This window comes from Streptomyces sp. LS1784, from assembly GCF_020103755.1.
Classification (GTDB): Bacteria; Actinomycetota; Actinomycetes; order Streptomycetales; family Streptomycetaceae; genus Kitasatospora.
This window is the reverse complement of the sequence record NZ_JAHSQD010000458.1, coordinates 1-6689: the sequence shown is the minus strand read 5'-3', so window position 1 is coordinate 6689 and position 6689 is coordinate 1. Positions and strand designations below refer to the sequence as shown.

The following is a 6689-nucleotide window of genomic DNA, read 5'->3' as shown; positions in this document are numbered from 1 at the left end:
TGGCCCGCGCGGCCGGCGTCGAGCTGACCGTCCGCCAGGGCCGGCTGGCGCCGTGGCACCCGGGTCGCTGCGCCGAGCTGCTGGTGGCCGGCACCGACCGGGTGGTCGGCCACGCCGGTGAGCTGCACCCGCGGGTGGTCAAGGCGCTCGGGCTGCCGGCCCGTACCGCCGCGATGGAGATCGACGTCGACCTGCTCACCGCCGACGGCGCCGAGCGGGTCGGCGGCCCGGCCGTCTCCGGCTTCCCGGTGGCGACCCAGGACGTCGCGCTGATCGTCGACACCGCCGTCCCGGCCGCCGACGTCGAGGCCGCGCTGCGGGCCGGCGCGGGCGAGCTGCTGGAGGCCATCCGGCTGTTCGACGTGTTCACCGGCGAGCAGGTCGGCGAGGGCAAGAAGTCGCTGGCGTACGCGCTGCGCTTCCGCGCGGTCGACCGCACCCTGACCGCCGACGAGGCCACCGCCGCCCGTGAGGCGGCCGTTGCCGAGGCCGTCGCCCGCACCGGCGCGGTGCTGCGCGGCGCCTGAGCCGCCGGCACGCCGCAGGGCCTGAAGGGCCCCGCCCGGACCATCCCGGTCCGGGCGGGGCCCTTTGCCTTTCCTTGGGTTGACGACCCGTCACCATGCCCACTTAACTCATTAACTATGGAACTAGATAAAGGTGCTGACCAGCCCTCCCCGATCGAGTTCCGCCTGGACCCGGCCTCCGGTGTCCCGACCTACCTGCAACTCGTGCAGCAGGTCGAACAGGCGTTGCGGATGGGCTGGTTGGCCGAGGGGGACCGGTTGCCCCGGGTGCGCGAGGTGGTCGCCGGGCTGGCGATCAACCCCAACACCGTGCTCAAGGCCTACCGGGAGCTGGAGCACCGTGGCCTGGCCGTCGGCCGGCGGGGTCAGGGCACCTTCGTGCGCGGGCTGCCCGCCGGGGTGGTGCCGCTGCGCGAACGGGCCGCGCTGCGGCGGGGGTTGTTGGACTGGATGCGCTCGGCGCGGACCGCCGGGCTGGACGAAGGGGGGATGGTCGCGGTGTTCGAGGACGCGCTGCGCGACCTGAGTGAGGGCCGCGACGGGGTGGTGGCGTGATGGCCGCGGACACGGTGATCGACTGCGGCGGGATCGGCAAGCGCTACCGTCGCTCCTGGGCGCTGCGGGACTGTCACCTCGCCATCCCGGCCGGGCACGTGGTGGCCCTGGTCGGCCCGAACGGGGCCGGCAAGACCACGCTGCTCAGCCTGGCCGCCGGTCTCACCCTGCCCAGCGAGGGCGCGATGACCGTCCTCGGCGACCAGCTCCCCGGCTCGCCACGGGCCCTGGACCGGATCGGCTTCGTCGCCCAGAACGCCGCGCTCTACCCCGGCCTGCCCGTGCGTGACCTGCTCGCGATGGGCCGCCACCTCAACCGGCGCTGGGACGACGCCCGGGCGCGCGACCACCTGGACGGCCTCGGCATCCCGCTGGAGCGCAAGTACGGCCGGCTCTCCGGCGGCCAGCAGGCCCAGGTCTCGCTCGCCCTGGCCCTCGCCAAGCGGCCCGAACTCCTGCTCCTGGACGAGCCGTTGGCCGCGCTCGACCCGCTCGCCCGGCATGACTTCATGGCCGTGCTGCTCACCGCGGTGGCCGAGGACGGCCTCTCGGTGGTGTTCTCCTCGCACGCCGTCAACGAGCTGGAGCAGAGCTGCGACTACCTGGTGGTGCTGGCCGGCGGCCGGGTCCAGGTGACCGGGGAGGTGGACGACCTGCTGGGCGGCCACCGGATGCTCACCGGCCCGACCGCCGAGGCGGACGCGGTCGCCGAGCGCCTGACGGTGGTCCGCGACCGCCGGGCCGGCGCCCAGTCCCACCTGCTGGTGCGCACCGGCGGCACGGACGCGCCGGTCTCCGACGGCTGGCGCCAACAGCGCGTCGGCCTGGAGGAGTTGGTGCTCGCCTACCTCCGCGAGCCGACCGCCTCCGCCCTGCCCGGCCCGCGCGGCGCCGTCCGTACGAACCAGAAGGTACTGTCGTGAGCTCGACCACCCTCGCCCCGCCCCGCTCCGCCGTGCTGCGGGCCGCCGGGCTGCGCCACCGGCCCGCGCTGCTGACCCTGCTCACCGTGATGGGCGCGATCTCCCTCGCCCTGCTGGTGCACGGCTGGTACCTGCACACCGGCCTGGACCGCACCGGAGCGGCCACCTGCGACCCGGCCGAGGACGCCTGCATGGCCACGTACAAGCAGTTCCTGCGGCAGTACGGCAACGGCGTGCCGGAGCTCGACGCAGTGCTCTACGTTCTCGGCGGCGCCTTCGGTGCCTTCCTCGGCGGCCCGCTGCTGGCGCGGGAGTTCGAGCACGGCACGGTCCGCTTCGCCTGGACCCAGGGCGCCGGGCGAACCCGCTGGACGGCGGGCGGCCTGGTCATGGGCGGCGCGGTGCTGGTCGTCGTGGCGGCGCTGTTCGGGCTGCTGCTGCGCTGGTGGAGTGAGCCGCTGACGCTCGGTGAAGGGGGGTTCAGCCCGGAGATCTTCGTGCAGGCGCCGCCGGTGCTGGTCGGTCGGGTGCTGGTGGCGTTCGGGGTCGCGGCGCTGGCCGGCGCGGTGTTGCGCCGCACCGTGATCGCGGTGGGCGTCGGCCTGGCGGCCTCGGTCGCGCTGCCCTTCCTCGCCCACGCGGTGCGCTCGCACTACATGACCCCGCTGGAGGAGCCGATGCACTCCATGGTGCCCATGGCGCTGGACGACCGCTGGGTGCTGAGCGTCTGGTTCTCCGACCCGGCCGGGAACCGGCTCCCCGACGACCAGTTCTACGGCCTCGGTGACTACGCACACCTCCAGTCCTTGGTGCGCGACGGCGGTTACACCGCCCACGAGGTGTACCAGCCGGCGGACCGGTTCTGGCCGTTCCAGCTCATCGAGTTCGGCTGGACGACCCTGCTCGCCGTGGCGCTGTGCGCGGCGGCGGTCTGGTGGGTGCGGCGCCGGGCGGCCTGACCCGGGCCGTTTGCAGTTTTTTGAAGTGCTTTTGTCAAAACCCTTGCAGGGGCGGGGCTCCGGGGCGTTTCCTTCTTGTTAGGAAGGTTTCCTAACCCCCCGAGGAACCGGAGCGTCCCCATGCGCCCTCAGCCCCGTCGTGCCCTCCGCGCAGCCCTCGCCGCCGTCCTGGTGGCCGCGCCCCTCACCGTCGCGGCCACCTCGGCCGCCCAGGCCGCACCCGCATCCGCAACCTCCGTCCAGCTCAAGGGCGTCGGCCTCGACGACCCGCACAAGAAGGACATCGCGATGCAGCTGGTGTCCAGCGCGGAGAACTCGTCGCTGGACTGGAAGGCCCAGTACACGTACATCGAGGACATCAAGGACGGCCGCGGCTACACCGCCGGCATCATCGGCTTCTGTTCCGGCACCGGCGACATGCTGGAGCTCGTCCAGCACTACACCGACCTCAAGCCCGGCAACGTCCTGGCCAAGTACCTGCCGGCCCTGAAGAAGGTCAACGGCACCGACTCGCACGCGGGCCTCGGCTCCGCGTTCGAGAAGGACTGGGCCGCCGCCGCCAAGGACACCGTCTTCCAGCAGGCCCAGAACGACGAGCGCGACCGGGTGTACTTCAACCCCGCCGTCAAGCAGGCCAAGAGCGACGGCCTGCGCGCGCTCGGCCAGTTCGCCTACTACGACGCCATCGTCATGCACGGCCCGGGCAACAGCTCGGACAGCTTCGGCGGCATCCGCGCCGCCGCCATGAAGAAGGCCAAGACCCCCGCCCAGGGCGGCGACGAGGCCACCTACCTCAAGGCCTTCCTGGACGCCCGCAAGGTGGTCATGAAGAAGGAGGAGGCGCACTCCGACACCAGTAGGGTCGACACCGAGCAGCTGGTCTTCCTCAACGCCAGGAACTTCGACCTCAACCCGCCGCTGAAGTGGAAGGTCTACGGCGACAGCTACACCATCAACAGCTGACGCCGGGACGGGCGAAAGGGCCCGGTGGCCGGTTCACGGCCGCCGGGCCCCGCCGTTCGGGCACGCCGCCGGTGTCAGGCGCTCGCGGTGTAGTCGTAGAAGCCCCGGCCGGACTTGCGCCCCAGCAGGCCCGCGTCGACCATCCGGGAGAGCAGCGGGGGAGCGGCGAACAGCGGCTCCTTGTACTCGTCGTACATCGACTCGGCGATCGAGACGATGGTGTCCAGGCCGATCAGGTCGCACAGCCGCAGCGGGCCCATCGGGTGGGCGCAGCCGGCCTCCATGCCCTTGTCGATGTCGGAGGCGGTGGCCACGCCCGACTCGAACATCCGTACCGCGGACAGCAGGTACGGCACCAGCAGCGCGTTGACCACGAAACCGGCCCGGTCGCGGGCGCGGATCGGCTCCTTGCCGAGCACCTGGGAGGCGAAGGCCTCGACCCGCTCGGTGGTGGTCGCCGAGGTGGTCAGGGTCGGGATGACCTCGACCAGCTTCTGCACCGGCGCCGGGTTGAAGAAGTGCAGGCCGATCACCTGCTCCGGTCGGGTGGTGGCGGCGGCCAGCTTCACGATCGGGATCGAGGAGGTGTTGGAGGCGAGGATCGCGTCGCGGCGCTCGACCACCCGGTCCAGGGTCTCGAAGATCCTGACCTTGATGTCCTCGCGCTCGGCGACGGCCTCGACCACCAGGTCGCGGTCGGCGAAGTCGGACAGCTCGACGGTGAAGGACAGCCGGGCCAGCGCCTCGTCCCGCTGCTCGGGGGACAGCTTGCCCCGCTTGACCGCCGTCTCCAGGGAGTTGGTCAGCCGGGTGCGGCCGAACTCCAGCGCCTCACCGCTGGCCTCCGACACCAGGACGTCCAGCCCGGCCCGGGCGAAGACCTCGGCGATGCCCGACCCCATCAGGCCGCAGCCGATCACTCCGACGCGCGCGATGTCAGTCACTCAGTTGCCCTTCGGTGGTGCTGGGGGTCGCCCAGCTACGGGTGGCCCAGCGAGCTGCTGGACAACGGGCCGGTGGACCGGAATGGGTGCACCGGTCACCGCCCCGACGACGTTACTACTCCGTACCGGCCAGTAGGTCACCCCCTCCCCGGCGGGGTGCCACGGTCGGTAATCCCCCGAACGAGTGAGGCGACGCCCCGGACCCGTGTGCCCGGGGCCCGACTCCGCCCGGCGGCCGACAGAATGCCGCAGACGGGGGCCGGGGGCGGAATCGGACAGGGCCGGGGACGCGAAGGGAGCACGGGGTGTCGACGGGATCGCTCGCAGGGCAGGTCGCCCTGATCACCGGCGCCGGCCGGGGCATCGGCCGGGAGGTCGCCATCGGTCTGGCCGCCGAGGGGATGATCGTCGGCCTGGTCGGCCGCACCCACGAGACGCTCAGCGGCACCCTCAAGGAGTGCGCCAAGCGCGGCTCCCGGGGTGTCGCCGTGACCGCCGACGTCACCCGCCCCGGCTCGGTGCGCGAGGCGGTCCGGGTGGTCGAGCGCGACCTCGGGCCGATCGACCTCCTGGTCAACAACGCCGGCCTGGTCGACCGCGCCGAGGTGCCGCTCTGGGAGACCGACGTCAACCAGTGGTGGCAGGTGATCGAGACCAACCTGCGCGGTCCCTTCAACCTGCTGCACTGCGTGCTGCCGGGCATGGTCTCCCGCCGGCGCGGCCGGGTGATCAACCTCAACTCCGGCTTCGCGCTGCGCCCGGACGGCAACTACACGGCGTACGCCACCTCCAAGGGCGCGCTGCTCCAGCTCTCCGACAACATCGCGGACTCGCTCGCCCGCAACGGCGTCGTCGTCCTCGACATCAGCCCGGGCGCGGTGGCCACCGACATGACCGCCGGGATGCCGATGTTCGAGGGCACCAAGACCTGGGGTTCCATCCCGTACATGGTCGCGGTCACCGTGGACGCCGCCCGCGGCCGCTTCGACGGGCTGCACGGGCGGTTCATCCACGCCGGCCGGGACGACCTGGAGGAGCTGGTCAACCAGGCCGACGCGATCCGTGCCGCGGACGCCCGCACGCTGCGGCTGCGCCCGTACAAGGACGACGATCCGATGGTCTGATCACGCACTCAGGCGCAGAGCTGGCTGGCGGTCACCGGCTTGAGCCCCGCCTTCGCCAGGCCGTCCAGGACGGCGGGCAGTGCGTCCACCGTGCACTGGTGCCCCATGTGCAGGGCCACCACCGAGCCGCCGCGCACCGAGTTCAGCACCCGGCGCTGCAACTCGGCGGCCGGAGGGTCGTTGTAGTCGCGCGGGTCGACGTCGAAGGACAGCACGTGCTCGTACCCGACCGCCCTGGCCTGCTCGCGCACCATCGGGGTGGCGTACTGCGTCGCGGACGGGCGGAACCAGCGGCCGATCGATCCGGTGAGCCGCTGCAGGCGCTCCGCGCACTGGGCGATCTCGGCGCGTGCCTGGTCCGGCGGCATGGCCGAGATGTTGAGGTGGTTCTGGGTGTGGTTGCCCAGCTCGTGGCCGCCGTCCAGGATCCGCCGGGCCATCTGCGGCTGCTGGTCGAACCAGCTGCCGACGACCATCACCGTCAGCTTGGCGCCGCGCTGCTCGGCGATCTCCAGCAGGGCGGTGGCCAGCTTCGGGTCGCCACTGCCGTGGAAGGTGAGCGCCACGTTCCGGCCGGTGCGCGGTCCGTACGCGACCTCGGCGGGGGTGCCGGGCGCGAGCGGCGGCAGCACGGGCGGGGCCGGCGGGACGGAGGGCTGGGCGGCGGCCGGGGTCGGCTCACCGTCGGGCTGGG

At 72.6% G+C, this 6689-nt stretch carries 7 protein-coding genes and 1 pseudogene; 6 read left to right on the top strand and 2 right to left on the bottom strand.

Going from position 1 to position 6689, the window contains the following annotated elements; all coding sequences use genetic code 11:
- The 5 genes and pseudogenes from KS423_RS34520 to KS423_RS34500 form a co-directional block, all read left to right on the top strand.
- Positions 1 to 527, top strand: a pseudogene (locus KS423_RS34520) (phenylalanine--tRNA ligase subunit beta); the annotation flags it as partial.
- Positions 528 to 644: 117 nt separating this feature from the next.
- Complete coding sequence (locus KS423_RS34515) at positions 645 to 1082, top strand: GntR family transcriptional regulator (RefSeq protein ID WP_224283701.1); 438 nt, start codon at positions 645 to 647, stop codon at positions 1080 to 1082.
- Positions 1082 to 2005: an ATP-binding cassette domain-containing protein gene (locus KS423_RS34510; RefSeq protein WP_224283700.1), complete on the top strand. Its 924-nt coding sequence runs from the start codon at positions 1082 to 1084 to the stop codon at positions 2003 to 2005. Before KS423_RS34515 ends, KS423_RS34510 begins: the two co-directional genes overlap by 1 nt.
- Positions 2002 to 2964, top strand: a complete 963-nt coding sequence (locus KS423_RS34505; protein ID WP_224283699.1) for a hypothetical protein — start codon at positions 2002 to 2004, stop codon at positions 2962 to 2964. The genes KS423_RS34510 and KS423_RS34505 overlap by 4 nt, the downstream gene beginning before the upstream one ends.
- 120 nt (positions 2965 to 3084) lie before the next feature.
- On the top strand, positions 3085 to 3927 hold the full coding sequence (locus tag KS423_RS34500; protein ID WP_224283698.1) for a chitosanase: 843 nt from the start codon (positions 3085 to 3087) through the stop codon (positions 3925 to 3927).
- Positions 3928 to 4001: 74 nt separating this feature from the next.
- On the opposite strand, the gene KS423_RS34495 is transcribed toward KS423_RS34500, so the two are convergent.
- Positions 4002 to 4871 (bottom strand): 3-hydroxybutyryl-CoA dehydrogenase, encoded by an 870-nt coding sequence (locus KS423_RS34495; RefSeq protein WP_224283697.1) that lies wholly within the window; start codon positions 4869 to 4871, stop codon positions 4002 to 4004.
- 305 nt (positions 4872 to 5176) lie between these two features.
- Between KS423_RS34495 and KS423_RS34490 the strand changes: the two genes are divergently transcribed.
- Complete coding sequence (locus KS423_RS34490) at positions 5177 to 5995, top strand: SDR family NAD(P)-dependent oxidoreductase (RefSeq protein WP_224283696.1); 819 nt, start codon at positions 5177 to 5179, stop codon at positions 5993 to 5995.
- A gap of 8 nt (positions 5996 to 6003) precedes the next feature.
- Here KS423_RS34490 and KS423_RS34485 read toward each other — a convergent pair.
- Positions 6004 to 6689, bottom strand: a 686-nt coding sequence (locus KS423_RS34485) for a polysaccharide deacetylase family protein (RefSeq protein ID WP_224283695.1), incomplete at its 5' end; no start/stop codon positions are given.

Excerpts from the sequence above, each read along its gene's own strand:
- KS423_RS34510 (WP_224283700.1), top strand. The coding sequence starts at position 1,082 with ATGGCCGCGGACACGGTGATCGACTGCGGCGGGATCGGCAAGCGCTAC.
- KS423_RS34500 (WP_224283698.1), top strand. The coding sequence starts at position 3,085 with ATGCGCCCTCAGCCCCGTCGTGCCCTCCGCGCAGCCCTCGCCGCCGTC.
- KS423_RS34515 (WP_224283701.1), top strand. The coding sequence starts at position 645 with ATGGAACTAGATAAAGGTGCTGACCAGCCCTCCCCGATCGAGTTCCGC.